The 16,347-nt window shown below is 35.7% G+C and carries 10 protein-coding genes; all 10 read left to right on the plus strand.

The features are described from left to right. The first annotated feature begins 224 nt into the window (after positions 1 to 224). The 10 genes from rhaT to FLACOL7796_RS06875 all read left to right on the plus strand — a co-directional run bounded on the left by rhaT (position 225) and on the right by FLACOL7796_RS06875 (position 16,327). Positions 225 to 1,274, plus strand: a complete 1,050-nt coding sequence (gene rhaT / locus FLACOL7796_RS06830) for an L-rhamnose/proton symporter RhaT (RefSeq protein WP_173970065.1) — start codon at positions 225 to 227, stop codon at positions 1,272 to 1,274. 24 nt (positions 1,275 to 1,298) lie between these two features. Continuing rightward, positions 1,299 to 3,440, plus strand: coding sequence for a bifunctional aldolase/short-chain dehydrogenase (locus FLACOL7796_RS06835; protein ID WP_173970066.1), 2,142 nt, complete (start codon positions 1,299 to 1,301; stop codon positions 3,438 to 3,440). Between the two features lie 284 nt (positions 3,441 to 3,724). Next, positions 3,725 to 4,999, plus strand: coding sequence for a TIM barrel protein (locus FLACOL7796_RS06840; protein WP_173970067.1), 1,275 nt, complete (start codon positions 3,725 to 3,727; stop codon positions 4,997 to 4,999). A 120-nt stretch (positions 5,000 to 5,119) separates the two neighbouring features. Then, the gene (locus FLACOL7796_RS06845) at positions 5,120 to 6,481 is read left to right on the plus strand and encodes an FGGY-family carbohydrate kinase (protein WP_173970068.1); all 1,362 of its coding nucleotides are present in this window, start codon (positions 5,120 to 5,122) and stop codon (positions 6,479 to 6,481) included. Between the two features lie 214 nt (positions 6,482 to 6,695). Beyond that, entirely contained in the window at positions 6,696 to 7,436 is a 741-nt protein-coding gene (locus FLACOL7796_RS06850) for a (Fe-S)-binding protein (RefSeq protein WP_173970069.1), read from the plus strand. Positions 7,437 to 7,542: 106 nt separating this feature from the next. Next, positions 7,543 to 8,943: a lactate utilization protein B gene (locus FLACOL7796_RS06855; RefSeq protein ID WP_173970070.1), complete on the plus strand. Its 1,401-nt coding sequence runs from the start codon at positions 7,543 to 7,545 to the stop codon at positions 8,941 to 8,943. Beyond that, complete coding sequence (locus FLACOL7796_RS06860) at positions 8,936 to 9,523, plus strand: LutC/YkgG family protein (RefSeq protein ID WP_173970071.1); 588 nt, start codon at positions 8,936 to 8,938, stop codon at positions 9,521 to 9,523. Before FLACOL7796_RS06855 ends, FLACOL7796_RS06860 begins: the two co-directional genes overlap by 8 nt. A 361-nt stretch (positions 9,524 to 9,884) precedes the next feature. Continuing rightward, complete coding sequence (locus tag FLACOL7796_RS06865; protein WP_173970072.1) at positions 9,885 to 12,626, plus strand: substrate-binding domain-containing protein; 2,742 nt, start codon at positions 9,885 to 9,887, stop codon at positions 12,624 to 12,626. 772 nt (positions 12,627 to 13,398) lie between these two features. Further along, the gene (locus FLACOL7796_RS06870) at positions 13,399 to 14,757 is read left to right on the plus strand and encodes a sugar porter family MFS transporter (protein ID WP_173970073.1); all 1,359 of its coding nucleotides are present in this window, start codon (positions 13,399 to 13,401) and stop codon (positions 14,755 to 14,757) included. After that, on the plus strand, positions 14,720 to 16,327 hold the full coding sequence (locus FLACOL7796_RS06875) for a glycoside hydrolase family 32 protein (protein ID WP_232067309.1): 1,608 nt from the start codon (positions 14,720 to 14,722) through the stop codon (positions 16,325 to 16,327). The genes FLACOL7796_RS06870 and FLACOL7796_RS06875 overlap by 38 nt, the downstream gene beginning before the upstream one ends. Positions 16,328 to 16,347 lie beyond the last annotated feature (20 nt).

Consider the following 16,347-nt stretch of genomic DNA (forward strand, 5'->3'; position numbering starts at 1 on the left):
TTTATTTAAGTCAAATTGAGGATATAATAATTACGAAATCGATTGCTAAAATAGAAATTTTAAATTTATATTTCCAATAATATCGGGCAGTTGTTTGTAATAATCTTCAGTTTTAACATAAATAACAAAACTATAAAGGATAGTACAGGACAGTTTTCTTTTTTACATTCTATTATTTTACAAAACCAAATTAACTATCAAATTAACCAAAAACAAAATTATTAATGGAATCATTATTAGGAATCATTTTTCATTCTATCGGAGGATTTTCTTCAGGTAGTTTTTATATGCCATTTAAAAAAGTAAAAGATTGGGCTTGGGAAAGCTACTGGATTGTAGGAGGATTTTTTTCCTGGCTCATCGTACCGCCAATCGCTGCATACTTAACGATTCCGAATTTTGTTGACATCATTGTAACAGCTTCGCCAACCATAAAAGCATTCACCTTTTTAATGGGATTGATTTGGGGAGTAGGAGGATTAACATACGGTTTGGGAGTTCGCTATTTAGGAATGTCTTTAGGAAATTCTATAATTCTCGGATTTTGCTCTGCTTTTGGCGCCCTAGTTCCCTCTATTTATTATGATTTGAATCCTACAGAAGGTAAAATTTCGTTTACCGATATGTTGTCAAACCCAGGCGGACGTCTTGTTTTGGCAGGAGTTTTAGTTTGCCTTATCGGAATCGCTATTTCGGGAAAAGCAGGAATCTTAAAAGAAAAAGATTTCGCAACAGGACACGAAGACAAAGACAAGGATTTTAGTTTAGTAAAAGGGCTAATTATAGCTGTTATTTCAGGGATTCTGAGTTCGTTTTTTAATTATGGAATTGAAGCAGGAAAACCAATGGCCGAAACCGCGGTAAATTACGGTTGCAATCCATTATTTCAAAACAATGTCACTTATATCGTTTTGATGTGGGGAGGTTTAACGACCAATTTTATCTGGTGTATGTACCTGAATTTCAAAAATAAAACTTTCTCAGATTATACGAATACCAAAACGCCCATTACCAAAAACATCCTTTTTTCAGGTATTGCCGGAACGATGTGGTTTTTACAATTTTTCTTTTACGGAATGGGAGAAAGCAAATTAGGAAACGGAGCAAGTTCATGGATTTTACACATGGCAACCATTATCCTGACAGCGAATTTCTGGGGATTTTACCTCAAAGAATGGTCTGGAGTTTCTAAAAGAACCCTTAAAACTTTTGGTTGGGGGATTGCACTGATCATGCTGTCAATTGTTTTAGTTGGAATTGGAAATTCATTATAAACACACAAAAATAACATAACAACAATGTCGAATATAAATATAAATAATATGACTTTTAAGCATGTAAGCTATCTTTGGGATGACGCTAAGGCAGCAGCATTGGCAGGAGATGAAGTAGCGCTTTTCATTTATCGATCTAATTTATTAGGAGCCGATTTAAGATTGACAAACTATGGCGGTGGGAACACTTCGGTAAAAATTACGGACAAAGATCCGCTAACCGGAGAAACCTCTGAAGTAATGTGGATTAAAGGCTCTGGTGGAGACATTGGTACATTGACAAAATCAGGTTGTGCGGCACTTTATTTAGACCGACTTCGTAATCTTGAAAATGTATACAGAGGCATTGAATTCGAAGACGAAATGGTAGAATTATTCAATCATTGTATTTTTGATCTGGCATCAAAAGCGCCTTCTATAGATACGCCTTTACATGGTTTTTTACCCTTCAAACATATTGATCACCTGCATCCTGATGCTGCAATTGCAATCGCTGCAGCAAAAGACGGAGCTAAAATTACCGAAGAATTATTTAACGGCGAAATTGGCTGGGTAGGTTGGCAGCGTCCCGGTTTTGACCTTGGGCTTCAGTTAAGAAGCTGTTTGGAAGAAGCAGAGAAAAAAGGCAAAAAACTGCGCGGTATCATGTTAGGATCTCACGGTTTATTTACCTGGGGAGATACAGCTTACGAAAGTTACGTGAATACGCTTGAAGTAATCGAGAAATGTGCCGAATATTTAGAAAATAACTACGGAAAAAAACGCCCTGTTTTTGGAGGAAAAAAAATAGAAAGTTTACCGGAAGCGGATCGTAAATTAAAAGCAGCAAAAGTAGCTCCGATTTTAAGAGGATTCTGTTCTTCAGAACGTCAGATGATTGGACATTATACTGATGATGCAAGGGTTTTAGAGTTCATTAATTCTAATGATTTGTCAAAGTTGGCGCCACTTGGAACCTCTTGTCCGGATCACTTCTTGCGTACCAAAATCAGTCCTTTGGTTTTGACCTTAGAACCCAACGAAGATTTATCAGATATTGATGCGATCAAAGCCAAACTAACACCTGCTTTTGAGGCGTATCGTGCCATGTACAAAGAATATTATAATACGTGCAAAAAGTCGAATTCGCCAGCCATGCGTGATCCGAATCCGGTGGTGATTTTATATCCTGGAGTGGGTATGTTTACGTTTGCCAAAGACAAAACAATGGCACGTTTAGCATCAGAATATTATATCAATGCAGTAAATGTAATGAAAGGAGCGGAAGCCGTTTCAGAATATACTTCGCTGCCACATCAGGAAGCTTTTGATATCGAGTATTGGTTGCTTGAAGAAGCAAAACTACAACGTATGCCAAAGCCTAAAGCATTGTCAGGAAGAGTCGCTGTAATTACAGGTTCTGCTGGCGGAATTGGTAAAGCAATTGCTAAAAAGTTTGCTCAGGAAGGTGCTTGTGTGGTCATCAATGATATCAACGAAGAGCGTTTAGAACAAGCCACAACTGAGTTTATTACTTTATTTGGTAAAGATGCCGTAGCAAGTACATTACTAAATGTAACTGACGAAAAAAGTACAGAAAAAGCATTAGACCAGGCTTCATTAGCTTTTGGAGGTGCTGATATTATAGTCAACAATGCAGGAATTAGTATTTCTAAATCCATTGCAGAACACACCCTTGAAGAATGGGACAGATTGTATGATATTTTGGTAAAAGGACAATTTATTGTCTCTAAAGCCGGAATCGAAGTAATGCGCAAACAAGGTTTTGGCGGAGACATTGTAAATATCGTTTCTAAAAATGCCGTTGTAGCGGGTCCAAATAATCCGGGTTACGGTTCGGCAAAAGCAGCTCAGGCGCATTTAACACGTTTGATGGCTGCCGAATTAGGCGCAGATAAAATCCGCGTAAATACGGTAAATCCTGATGCCGTAATTTCAGATTCTAATATCTGGTCTGGCGGTTGGGCAGAAGGGCGTGCAAAAGCGTACGGTATTACCGTGGCCGAATTACCGGCTTATTACGCAAAACGTACCTTATTGAATGAAATTATATTGCCTGATGATATTGCAAATGCTTGTTTTGCTTTTGTTGGCGGTTTACTTGATAAATCTACAGGAAATGCGTTAAATGTAGACGGCGGGGTATCAATGGGCTTTTACAGATAGATAGTTTAAGTTTTTAAGTTTGTTTAAAGCAAAAGTGGTTTTTTGTGGTCTAACGTTCGATAACATTCGAACGTTAGATTTTTTTAGAAAATTACAACCTGAGTAAAACAAAATAGCATAAAAAAGTAACGTTAAACCAGAGTTTACTGCATACAATTTAACCGTTAGATTGTAATTTGAAACACCTTATTTATAACAAAAAACGATGTTTCTGTGTACTAAAAAGCAATTACAATCAAAGTGTTAATGTATATATTGTAATCTCTATTAAAAGATAAAATACTATGTTAATCGAATCCTATAAAATAGCATCTCACAACGAAGACTTATTAAAAAAACATCAAAATAAATTTGCTTTTACCGCATCAGAAATTGGTCATACAGAATCTATTATTCAAAAACTAATCGATTTTCAAATTGCGATTCCATCTTGGGCTTTAGGAACAGGAGGAACAAGATTCGGACGTTTTGCAGGAGGTGGAGAACCACGCTCGATCGAAGAAAAAATCGAAGATGTAGGATTGCTTCATGCTTTAAACAATGCTTCAGGTGCGATTTCATTGCATATTCCTTGGGATATTCCACAAGATTATAAAGCAATCAAAAGCCTTGCCGCACAACACAATTTAAGATTTGATGCCATGAACTCAAATACTTTTCAGGATCAGGCAGGTCAAACAGATTCGTATAAATTTGGTTCATTACAAAACGTAAATAAAGCCGTTCGTAAACAAGCCATTGCACACAATATTGAAGTAATTCAGCACGGAATCGAATTAGGATCAGAATCTCTAACAATTTGGCTGGCCGATGGATCTTCTTTTCCGGGACAATTAAACTTTAGAAAAGCCTACCAAAATACCTTAGAAAGCTTAGAAGAAATCTACGATGCATTACCTTCAAACTGGAAATTATTTTTAGAATACAAATGTGCCGAACCTAATTTTTATTCTACAACAGTAGCAGATTGGGGACAATCGTATTCTTATGTAAAAAAATTAGGAGACAAAGCGCAAACCTTGGTCGATCTGGGACATCATTTGCCAAATGCTAATATTGAACAAATTGTTGCCTTATTATTAATGGAAGAAAAACTAGGCGGTTTCCACTTTAATGATTCAAAATACGGAGACGACGATTTAACTGCCGGAGCTTTAAAACCATATCAATTATTCTTGATTTTTAATGAATTAGTGGATGGAATGGATGCTCGCGGAATGAATCACGCCAAAGATTTAGGCTGGATGATCGATGCATCGCATAACATAAAAGATCCGTTAGAAGATTTACTACAATCTGTAGAAGCCATCATGATTGCGTATGCACAAGCACTTTTGGTAGACAGAAAAGCATTAGAAATTGCACAGCAGGAAAATGATGTTGTAAAAGCGCAGGAAATCCTTCAGGACGCTTTCCGTACAGATGTTCGCGCATTAGTTGCTGAGGCTCGTTTGCGTTCTGGTGCAGCATTAAATCCGGTAGAATTGTATCGTAGTCTTGCCATTAGACAAAATCTGATAGGAGAAAGAGGTTTAAAAACCATGGCGACAGGACTATAATAATTATGAGTTATGAATGATGAGTTATAATGTAAAAGCAAAAGAATAAGCATAATAGTCATAACTTCTAAGGTAAAAATCATAACTCATAATTAAAAACTCATAACTCATAATTTAAAAATGAATGTAGTTGCAATTTTTGACATTGGTAAAACAAACAAGAAGGTATTTTTATTTGATGAAAATTATAAAATTGTTTGGGAAAAATCAGTAAATCTTGAAGAAACAGTCGACGAAGATGGTTTTCCCTGCGAAGATATTCAGGTTCTTAAAAACTGGATATTCGAACGATTAGCAGAAATAAAAAGCCTGACAGATTACATTTTAAAAGCCATTAATTTTAGTACCTATGGCGCCAGTTTTGTCTATATTGATGAAAACGGAAAAGTTTTAACTCCTCTGTATAATTACTTAAAAGAGTATCCGCAGGAATTAAAAAATGACTTTTATAATAAATACAAAGGAAAAGAAGTTTTTGCAGTAAAAACAGCTTCTCCTGTGTTGGGAAGTCTGAATTCAGGAATGCAAATTTACAGGCTTAAAGAAGAAAATCCGGAATTATTCGATCAGGTAAAATACTGTTTGCATCTGCCGCAATATTTGAGTTTTCTTTTAACGAATGAAGCTTACGCCGATATTACCAGTATTGGATGTCATACTAATCTTTGGAATTTTAAGAAAATGAAGTATCATAAATGGCTTAAAAATGAAGCTATTTTAGATAAAATCCCACCGTTGCATTACGGAAAAGATATCATAAAAAAAGACGGCGAACTGGCCATTGGTGTTGGTTTGCATGATAGTTCATCTGCGATTATTCCGTACACTATCAATTTTACAGAACCTTTTGTTTTATTGTCTACAGGAACCTGGAGTATTTCTTTAAATCCGTTTAATACCAAACCATTAACCTTTGAAGAATTACAACACGATTGCTTGTGTTACATGCAATACACAGAGAAACCTGTAAAAGCAGCGCGTCTTTTTTCGGGCAATGAACACGAAGTACAAACCAAAAGATTAGCAGAACATTTTAAGGTGCCTGTTGATACTTATAAACAGGTTTATTTCGATAAAAAAATAGTGTCGAATTTACGAGCGTTAAACTTTCAGATTATTTATCCAAAGAAATATGATTTTGATATTCTAAAAGAATGTCCGTTTCAAAAAAGGGATTTAAGTAACTTTAAAAGTTACGAAATCGCTTATCATCAATTGATGCTCGATTTGGTAGAACAGCAGTTTTTTTCGACTAATTTGGTAATTCACAATAGTCCCGTAAAAAAGATTTTTGTGGATGGAGGATTTAGCAAAAATTCTATTTTCATGAATTTATTGGCCGAAGCTTATCCGGATATCGAAGTTTTTGCCGCTTCAATGGCGCAGGCAAGTGCTTTGGGCGCTGCATTGGCGATTCATCAAAACTGGAATCCTAAACCAATTCAGAATGATTTGATTGATTTGAAGTTTTATAAGCACTAGGTTTGGAATTAAAGATTTAGAATTAGAAATTTTAAATCTGCGTTAAATTGCGCTAAATCTTTGTAAAACAAAATACACACAGAAAACATAAACTTTGTGTGTAAAAAAGAGCATAAAAAGGGATACATTTTTTTAAATTCGCATTATGAGGTTTGATGATTTCAATTATCGTTCGAATTTGTAACAAAATATCTCAGTGTTAAAAAAACAACATATGAAAATCGGATTATTTATACCGTGTTATGTCGATCAGTTTTATCCAAAAGTGGGTATTGCAACCTATGAACTTTTGCAGAAATTAGGTTGCGAAGTTCATTTTCCGATGGGACAAACCTGCTGTGGTCAGCCGATGGCCAATAGCGGATACCAATATTTAACTAAAGGCTGCGATGCTAATTTTATCGCCAACTTTGCTGAATTTGATTATATCGTTTGCCCTTCCGGAAGTTGTGTTTTGCATGTAAAAGAACATTTGCATGACCAAAAACAAGAGGAATTGGCAGCAGAAATGCGCAAGAAAGTATTTGAACTCACCGAATTTATAACCGATATTCTTAAGGTAGATTCTATCGACGGAAATTTTCCGTATCGGGTAGGAATGCACGTAAGTTGTCACGGTCAGCGTGGATTAAAGCTTTCGCAGATGACCGAATTAAACGCGCCATTTTTTTCTAAACCAGAGCAATTATTGCACAATATAAAAGGTTTAGATTTGGTTGCTTTATCCAGAAAAGATGAATGTTGTGGTTTTGGAGGAACATTTTGTGTGACCGAAGAAGCTGTTTCTGTAAAAATTGGACAGGACCGAATAAGAGATCATGAAAACCATCATGTAGATTATATTACGGGTGGAGATATGTCTTGTTTGATGCATTTGGAAGGAATTCTGAAAAGACAAAAAAGCCCGATTAAAACGATTCATATTGCCGAAATATTAAATTCGATGGAAAACTAAGTGATTTTAAAATTAAACTTAATTTTCTTTTTACAATTAAGATATTAAGTTCATAAAGCCTGGTTTAAATTGCTTAATGTCTTAATAGTGAAATAAATAAGAAAAGATGTCTTCAGAAAAAACAATAGAACATAGCCAAGCTGCAGCACGTTTTAATAAAGATGTAGAACGGGTAAACTGGCACGACCAGACACTTTGGTTTGTTCGTGAAAAACGGGATAAATCTGCACATCAGATTCCGGATTGGGAATTGCTTCGCGAAACGGCTTCAAAAATCAAAAACAATGTGCTTTCTAATATTCACGATTATTTAATTGAATTTGAGGCAAATGCTCAAAAGAACGGCATCAAAGTACATTGGGCAGCCGATGCGAAAGAACATAACGAAATAGTGCATTCGATCATGGCAAAACATGATGTAAAGCAAATGGTGAAGTCAAAATCGATGCTTACAGAAGAATGCCATTTGAATGATTATCTGGCCGAAAAAGGCATTGAAGTAATCGATTCAGATTTGGGAGAATATATTGTACAGCTTCGTAAAGAACCGCCAAGTCATATTGTTTTACCGGCAATTCACCTTAAAAAAGAGGATGTAAGCGAAACTTTTCATGAGCATTTAGGAACGGAAAAAGGAAATATAGACCCTCAGTATCTAACCGAATCAGCTCGTTTGAGTTTAAGAAATACTTTCTTAACTAGAAAAGTGGCTTTAACCGGAGTGAATTTTGCGATTGCAGAAACAGGCGAATTTGTAGTTTGTACCAATGAAGGAAATGCAGATATGGGCGCACATTTGGCCGATGTTCACATTGCCTGCATGGGATTCGAAAAACTGATTCCACAGCGCAAACATTTAGGGGTTTTCCTGAGATTATTAGCCAGAAGTGCCACAGGGCAGCCAATTACTACTTTTTCAAGTCATTTTAAAAAACCAAGAGACGGAAAAGAAATTCATATCGTGATTGTCGATAACGGCAGAAGCACACAGTTAGGAAGAGAAGATTTTAGAAATTCTCTTAAATGCATTCGTTGTGGTGCGTGTATGAACACATGTCCGGTTTACAGACGAAGTGGTGGACATAGTTATCATAATGCCGTTGCAGGACCAATAGGTTCTATTTTGGCACCCAATTTAGACATGAGTAAAAATGCCGACTTACCTTTTGCAAGTACACTTTGTGGTTCTTGCACCAATGTTTGTCCGGTAAAAATCGATATACACGACCAGTTGTACAAATGGCGTCAGGTTTTGGTGAAAGAAGGCCATACGCCAAAAGCAAAAACCGTTGCAATGAAAACGATGGCAACTGTTTTAGCCAATCCAACTATTTTTAATATTGCCGGAAAATCAGGGCGTTTTGTAATGAAAAATGTTCCGGGATTGGTCAATAATAAAATGAACAAATGGTACGATCAGCGCGAAATGCCAGCCGTTCCCGAAGAATCTTTTAGAGAATGGTACAAGAAAAATTCAAGAGAAGCAAAAGCAAAAGACAATGAGTAGTAAAGCAGATATTTTAAATAAAATAAAGCAAAATCAACCCGCTGTAGTAACTGATTTGCCTGACTTGAATCTTTTAAGCTCAGAGAATCCTGATGTGCTTGCTACTTATAAAACAGTATTGAAAAACATTGGCGGAGATCCTGTAGAAGTGACTAATTATGCCGAAATCATTGCATACATAAAAGCAAATTACAATCTGCAAAAACGCTTGATCACGACACTTCCGCAACTCGTTGAGATTGCAAGTTTAGACTGGACAAACGATGATCCGCATTCGCTTCAGGACGTAGAATTAAACGTTATAAAAGCCCATTTTGGCGTAGCCGAAAATAGTGCACTTTGGGTGACAGATGATGTACTAGGGCAAAGAGTTTCGCCTTTTATCGCGCAATATCTGGCCATTATCGTTCATAAAAAAGATATTATCGCCAGCATGCATCAGGCTTATGATCGCATTGGCAATCAGGAATATGGTTTCGGGACTTTTATTGCAGGACCATCCAAAACGGCTGATATCGAACAATCCTTGGTTTTAGGAGCTCACGGCGCAAGAGGATTAATTGTTTTTTTATTGGATTAAATTATAAAAAAAAAAGTCTGCTTGATCTGCAAAATCTGCGAGAAAAAAAATCAACACAAAGTTTATTTATAATCCACCAAGGTAAACCCACAAAGCAATTATAGCCAGCCACAACAAGAAATTATTTACAGTTTATAAAATAGAAACTTAAAGAGGATTCAATATCCTCTTTTTTTTATTCACAGAGACCTGATAAGATTTGTGTACATCAAATAAAAGTTTAATTTTACCCTATTATATATATTGCCTTCTCGCTTGTCAGTACAAAATAATCCTTCCTAATTATTTTGACAGGTTGTTGGTCTAAGAAGGTATTTGTTTTTTTGAAAACTCATTTTCATTTACATAAACTCATAATTTCATGTATTCACTTGTAAAATATATTTTGCTGCTTTTTTTAGCATCATTAAGTTTAGTTTCCTGTAATAAAAAACAAGGAGATAAAATAAAGGTAGGATTTTCTCAGGCCATGACAACAGATGATTGGCGCAAGCAAATGACCAGTTCAATGAAAATTGAAGCATCGTTACGCCCTGAAGTCGATTTAAAAATTAGCGATGCCAATAACAATGTTGCCAGACAAATTGAAGACATCGAAAAATTTATTGCCAATAAAGTAGATGTAATTATTGTTTCGCCAATTCAGTCAAAACCTTTAACGGCCGTAGTCGAAAAATCGATAAAGGCTGGAATTCCCGTTTTGGTAGTCGATCGCAAAATCGATGGAGAGAATTATACTGCTTATCTTGGCGCAGATAATATCGAAATAGGCAGAATTGCCGCCAGATATATTATTTCGCACAGCAAAGCTTCAGGAAAAATTGTTGAAATTACAGGTGCAAACGGTTCATCGCCCGCTTATGAACGCAGTCTTGGATTTGATCAGATTATAAAAGGAAATAAACGTTTTACTGTAGTAAGCATCATTCACGGTAACTGGGAAAAAGAATCCGTTAGCGCACCGCTAAAAAGCATCCTTTTGCAAAATCCCGACATTGAGTACATTTTTGCCCATAATGACCGCATGGCATTAAGCGCCTGGGAAACGGCAAAAACAGTGGGTCTGGAAAATAAAATAAAATTTTTGGGAGTCGACGGATTAAATTCTGTTAATGGCGGGATCGAATTGGTAAAAAGCGGCGTTTTAGACGGTACGATTTTATATCCGACAGGAGGAAATGAAGCATTAAAACTGGCTTTAAAAATGTACAATAAAGAGCCCATTTCTAAAAATAACATTCTGAACACCATTGTGATCGATCATAATAACGCTGAAATTATTGAAAACCAAATGGATAAAGTTGATCAGCAGCAAGCAGTTATAGAGTCGCAGCAAGGAGCGATAAAAGTGCAGGAAAGAGAATATGCCTCGCAGAATAATCTGGTGAGGTTATTGAGTTTTTTTCTTGTAATTATTTTAAGCCTTACGATTTACAGTATTTACTCGACAATTTCTATTTCGAAAAAGAAAAAACAACTCGAACGTATTAATCAAACCGTTATAGACCAAAACAATGAAATTCAGGAAATGGCAAAAGTGGCCGAAAAAAGCAACGAAGCCAAGCTGAATTTCTTTACAGGACTTTCGCACGAATTTAAAACGCCCATAACGCTAATTATGAGTTATGTAGAATCCTTAATTGAAAATGAAAAAATTAAAGGAACAGCCCTGATTGATGAAGTAAAACTAATCCATAAAAACTCCAACAGATTACTGCGATTAATAAACCAGTTACTGGATTTTAGAAAAATTGAAGAACAAAAATTTACTTTAAGAGCCTCAAATACTAAGATCTACGATTTTACTAACGAAATAATGACCAATTTTCGAGGAGAAGCAATTCGTAGAAACATAGATTTTCAGCTTATTTGTAAAAACAAAAATCTCGAATTGTTTATCGATAAAGGATTGATGGATAAAGTCTACTTTAATTTGCTTTCCAATGCTTTTAAATTCACGCCTGATAACGGAAAAATTACAATTTCGATTATCGAAAATCAGGACAATACCGTTAAAATTAGCTGCAAAGATTCCGGAATAGGAATTCCTGAAAATGAATTGTCTAATGTGTTTAATCCGTTTTTTAAAGCCTCAAACAATAACAAAAACAGTTCAGGAATCGGACTTCATTTGTCTAAAGAATTTGTGCTTTTACATCACGGAACCATCGAACTAAAATCAAAACAGGGAAGTGAGTTTGTCATTACTTTACTCAAAGGAAACAGTCATTTACAACCTTCTGAAATCGTAAACAATGCCGAAAACTTAAACATAACGCCCAATTTAATAACAGACAATCTCGATATAGAACCGGATTTAAGTGAAGTACATATCATTTCTGATGCAGAAAAACATTCAATTTTGGTTATAGAAGACAATAATGATCTGGTTAGTTTTCTAAAAGCTAAATTATCGAATGAATATATTGTTCATACCTCTGACGGAAGCGATGCGATTGAAAAAGCAATGGAAATAGTGCCTGATATCATCATTTGTGACATTAATCTCGTCGATAAAGACGGGTATGAAATTAGCAAAGAATTAAAAAAAGACCTGCGTTCGTCTCATATTCCCATTATTATTCTAACGGCGCAAAGCAACAAAGAATCTGTTTTAAAAGGATTGCAAAGCGGAGTAGACCAGTACCTTACCAAACCCTTTAGTCTTTCGATCCTGAAACAATCTATTTCGAGTTTGCTTTTCAACAGAGAAAAACTTCGTTATTATTATACCAATAACATTTATCGTATCGAACCTGAATCAAAATTTGGCAATCAGGAACAAACGTTCATTACTAAAATGAATGATATTATTAAGATGAACGTTGAAAATCCTAAATTCTCTGTCGAAGATCTGGCAGACAAACTAAGCGTTTCAAGAGTGCAATTGTATCGAAAAGTAAAAGCGATTTTAGGCATTAATATTAGCGATCATATCAATAATGTCAAATTAGAGAAAGCCGCAGAGCTTTTAAAATCAAATGAAATGAATATTTCTGAAATTGCTTATTCACTAGGATTCTCTTCTCCGAATTATTTTTCTACCGCTTTTAAAAACAAATTTGGAATTTCTCCAAAAGAATATAAAAATGATAAGTATTAATAGCAATCAAATGTTGAGATGTGCCTTTAGGCACTAAAGGTTGGAAGAAAATTAGTTTCCAGATATATTGGCGTGCCGTAGGTACGCGACAAAACGATAACTATGGTGTAGTGAGAGAAATTAGCAGATTTTTTTTCAGGAGCTAATCCCGCACCCGAGCCTGAAAGAGCGAACTGGCGAAGCAATCCGTTCCAATCTTTTGTGGCGAACTCCGCCACAAAAGGATTTCCTCTTCTATCGGGGCTAGGACAGTCATTTTCATAACAAGATTTTCATCTAATTTGTCATTTCGGCGAAGTCTGGGGATTATAAACCTGTTAGCATAACACATTTTAATTGCCTCCAGCTTAAGCTGGAGGAGAGAGAATAGATTTTAGAGGGGCTTTAGTCAAATCTTCCATTATCTGGGTTAAAGTGATTCTTAACTTTATTTTATATCTTCAACGAAATCACAGCAAATTCAAAAGACAAAACTTAAATAAAATGTAAAATTCTCTTTACTTATAGCTTTTTTAACAACTTGCAACCTCAGAACCTTTGTTACTTTACACCTTTTCTCAAAATTCTATGTATCATTTTTATATTAAATGTAACAAAATCGAAACTACAAGGTTTTCGTAAATAAAATTAAATAAGTGTAAAGAGTTGTAAATTAGTGATTTGGGTATAAAGTATCAAACTATCAATAATTATAGAATTAAATTGTAACATCATTAAAAATAAGTTGTTTTTTTTGCGGATATCTTAGCAACAAGTTTTTAATACATCTACAATGAATAAGATATTGATTTGGTCTATTACTGCTGCACTGGCAGGTTTTCTATTCGGTTTTGATACCGTAGTTATTTCAGGAGCTGATAAACAATTACAGCTGCTCTGGCATTCATCTGATGCTTTTCACGGATCTGTTGTTATGGCAATGGCATTATGGGGAACAGTTATTGGAGCTATTTTTGGAGGAATTCCTACCAATAAAATAGGCCGTAAAAAAACATTATTCTGGATCGGAATCCTGTATTTTATTTCTGCCATTGGTGCTGCCTTTGCAAACGATCCTTATGTTTTTGCTGCTTTCAGGTTTATTGGCGGTTTAGGAGTTGGCGCATCTACCATTGCAGCTCCGGCTTATGTCTCTGAAATTGCTCCGGCAGACAAACGCGGACGATTAGTAGCTTTGTATCAGTTTAATATTGTACTGGGAATTCTGATCGCCTTTATTTCAAATTACTTTTTAAAAGACATTGGCGAAAATGCCTGGCGTTGGATGGTTGGAGTTCAGGCCATTCCGTCATTTATCTATATATTATTTATATTGACCATTCCCGAAAGTCCAAGATGGTTGTTGTCTAAAAACCGTGACGAAGAAGCCCGTAAAGTTCTTTTTAAAATTGATCCAACGGCTGAGCTTAAAGACATCATGGACGATTCGAGAGAAAACGGAGTAACCAAACATGAAAATATTTTCATGAAAAAATACCGTTTCCCGCTTATATTGGCTTTTTTAATTGCATTTTTCAATCAGTTTTCAGGGATCAATGCCTTTTTATATTACGCACCAAGAATTTTTGAAGAAGCAGGTTTAGGACAAAATACCGCTTTGCTAAGCAGTATAGGAATCGGAATAACCAATCTTATATTTACTTTAATTGGAGTAGCATTAATTGACAAATTAGGAAGAAAGTTGTTAATGTACATTGGTTCAATTGGGTATATTATTTCATTAGGATTGGTTTCTGCTTCCTTTTATTACAATTGGGGAGGATTATCAGTACCCACTTTCCTTTTCTTATTTATCGCATCGCATGCCATTGGCCAGGGAGCCGTAATCTGGGTTTTCATTTCAGAAATTTTCCCTAACCATATTCGTGCCTCAGGGCAGGCTTTTGGAAGTTCGGTACACTGGGTTTTAGCGGCAATTATTCCGTCTTTAATCCCAATGCTGTTTTCAGAAATCGGACCCGAAGTAGTATTCTTAATTTTTGCATTGATGATGGTACTGCAATTACTTTTTGTGATTTTTATAATGCCTGAAACTAAAGGAATCTCTTTAGAAGTATTAAGTGAGAATTTAACCAAAAAAAATATCAAAAAACATGACATCAAAGAAACATCTACCGCTGGCATTATATAGTGCTGTATTATTATCAATAGGAGGTTGTAAACCGTATTCGGCTGCTGCACAAACTACAGCATCTACAGTATCAGTTGCTACAGAAGAAAAAATGTACCGTCCTAATTTTCATTTTACACCCAAAAATGGCTGGATGAATGACCCTAACGGAATGTTCTATGCTGATGGATATTATCATTTGTACTATCAGCATTATCCTGAAAAAAGTGTCTGGGGACCAATGCACTGGGGACATGCCATTAGTAAAGATTTAATCAAATGGGAAGAACAGCCCATCGCACTTTATCCGGAGAAAGACAAATACATTTTTTCAGGAAGCGCTGTGGTTGATACGCAGAATACTTCAGGATTAGGTACCGGAAAAAAAGCCCCAATTGTAGCGATTTATACACTGCACGATATGACCAAAGAAAAAGGAGGTCAGATAGACGTAGAACAGCAGGATATTGCTTATTCAAATGATAATGGTTTTACATGGCAGAAATTTGAGGAAGGAAATCCTGTTGTGAAAAATCCCGGAATTCGTGATTTTCGTGATCCAAAAGTCAATTGGGATGAAACCCATAAACAATGGATCATGGTATTGGCAGCACAAGATCGCGCTCAGTTTTACAGTTCGAAGGATTTAAAAAACTGGAAATATTTATCAGAATTCGGAAAAAATATTGGCGCTCACGGAGGCGTTTGGGAATGTCCTGATTTCTTTCAGATAAAAGTAAAAGGAATTAATGAAACCAAGTGGGTTTTAATTCAGAATTTAAATCCGGGCGGAGCCAATGGCGGTTCGGGAACGCAATATTTTGTTGGCGATTTCGACGGAACAACCTTTACACTTGAATCTAATTTTGCTAAAAAAGTAGAGACAGAAAGAGCAGCCTGGCTGGATTACGGAAAAGATAATTACGCAGGCGTGACCTGGAATAATGTTCCTGCTGCAGATGGGAGGCGATTATTTATAGGATGGATGTCGAACTGGGAATACGCTCAGGAAGTGCCAACACAATCCTGGAGAAGTGCCACGACAATTGCACGTGAACTTGAGATCATCAAAAAAGGAAACGATTATATTTTGATTAATAATCCTGTCAAAGAGATCAATAAATATATTGGTAAAACAATCAAAGTAAAAAGCCTGAAAGGAAAAGGAAAACTGGCAATTGCTGAAGCCGGCAAAATTGATTTTACAAAAGCAATTGTCAATTTTAATATCAAAAACCTTAAACAGGATACCTACACTTTTACGCTTGCTAATGCAAATGGAGAAGCACTGACTTTCGGGATCGATAATACAAATCATTATTTATTTTTGGATCGTTCAAAATCAGGAAAAATTGATTTCTCAGATAAGTTTGCATCAACAATTACCAAAGCAGCTTTAGAGGGAAGTCAAAAAGAAGGTGTTTTTAAAATCATTCTGGACAAAACATCGATTGAAATATTTTACAATAATGGAGAAAAAGTAATTACCGAGATCTTTTTCCCAAACCAGCCCTATACCACACTTTCTGTTTCTTCAAACAATGGAGTTGAGCTGAGCAACGTAGAAATTAACCAATTAAATATAAACTAACCTTAAAAAACAAAACCACT

The sequence above is a fragment of the Flavobacterium bizetiae genome (assembly GCF_902804475.1).
GTDB classification, from domain to species: domain Bacteria; phylum Bacteroidota; class Bacteroidia; order Flavobacteriales; family Flavobacteriaceae; genus Flavobacterium; species Flavobacterium bizetiae.

Bases quoted from the DNA above. Each gene is read 5' to 3' on its own strand.
- rhaT (WP_173970065.1), top strand. From the start codon at position 225: ATGGAATCATTATTAGGAATCATTTTTCATTCTATCGGAGGATTTTCT.
- FLACOL7796_RS06835 (WP_173970066.1), top strand. From the start codon at position 1,299: ATGTCGAATATAAATATAAATAATATGACTTTTAAGCATGTAAGCTAT.
- FLACOL7796_RS06840 (WP_173970067.1), top strand. From the start codon at position 3,725: ATGTTAATCGAATCCTATAAAATAGCATCTCACAACGAAGACTTATTA.
- FLACOL7796_RS06845 (WP_173970068.1), top strand. From the start codon at position 5,120: ATGAATGTAGTTGCAATTTTTGACATTGGTAAAACAAACAAGAAGGTA.
- FLACOL7796_RS06850 (WP_173970069.1), top strand. From the start codon at position 6,696: ATGAAAATCGGATTATTTATACCGTGTTATGTCGATCAGTTTTATCCA.
- FLACOL7796_RS06855 (WP_173970070.1), top strand. From the start codon at position 7,543: ATGTCTTCAGAAAAAACAATAGAACATAGCCAAGCTGCAGCACGTTTT.
- FLACOL7796_RS06860 (WP_173970071.1), top strand. From the start codon at position 8,936: ATGAGTAGTAAAGCAGATATTTTAAATAAAATAAAGCAAAATCAACCC.
- FLACOL7796_RS06865 (WP_173970072.1), top strand. From the start codon at position 9,885: ATGTATTCACTTGTAAAATATATTTTGCTGCTTTTTTTAGCATCATTA.
- FLACOL7796_RS06870 (WP_173970073.1), top strand. From the start codon at position 13,399: ATGAATAAGATATTGATTTGGTCTATTACTGCTGCACTGGCAGGTTTT.
- FLACOL7796_RS06875 (WP_232067309.1), top strand. From the start codon at position 14,720: ATGACATCAAAGAAACATCTACCGCTGGCATTATATAGTGCTGTATTA.